The organism is Bacillus sp. SIMBA_005 (assembly GCF_046535585.1).
Lineage (GTDB): Bacteria > Bacillota > Bacilli > Bacillales > Bacillaceae > Bacillus > Bacillus pumilus.
Genome location: NZ_JAWRWI010000430.1, coordinates 1 through 270 on the forward strand (window position 1 = coordinate 1; position 270 = coordinate 270).

Here is a 270-nt window from a genome sequence, read left to right on the forward strand (position 1 = left end):
CGGGGATTTTCAATCCCCTGCTCTACCAACTGAGCTACTCGGCCAACAATCGCAAGGCAGTGCCGCGTTGCGAGGACGCGCATCATAACGACCGGCACGGATTTGGGCAAGCCTTCGTGAAGATTTTGCTTCAGATCCGCTGCACGGCCTGCCGTGCAAGGCTTTCCGCTTATGCCGCCGCAACGCGGCCGGGGCGGCTTCACGCCGGCTGAACCGCTCCCCTCCCTAGCCTGCGCCGGTTGCCCTCCCGGTGCGCGCCCATGCCCCTCG

The 270-nt window shown here is 65.2% G+C and carries 1 protein-coding gene; it reads left to right on the plus strand.

The genetic code is table 11. The features are described from left to right. Positions 1–212: hypothetical protein (locus tag SB660_RS20760; RefSeq protein ID WP_410584235.1), on the plus strand; the 212-nt coding region annotated here is incomplete at its 5' end. Positions 213–270 lie beyond the last annotated feature (58 nt).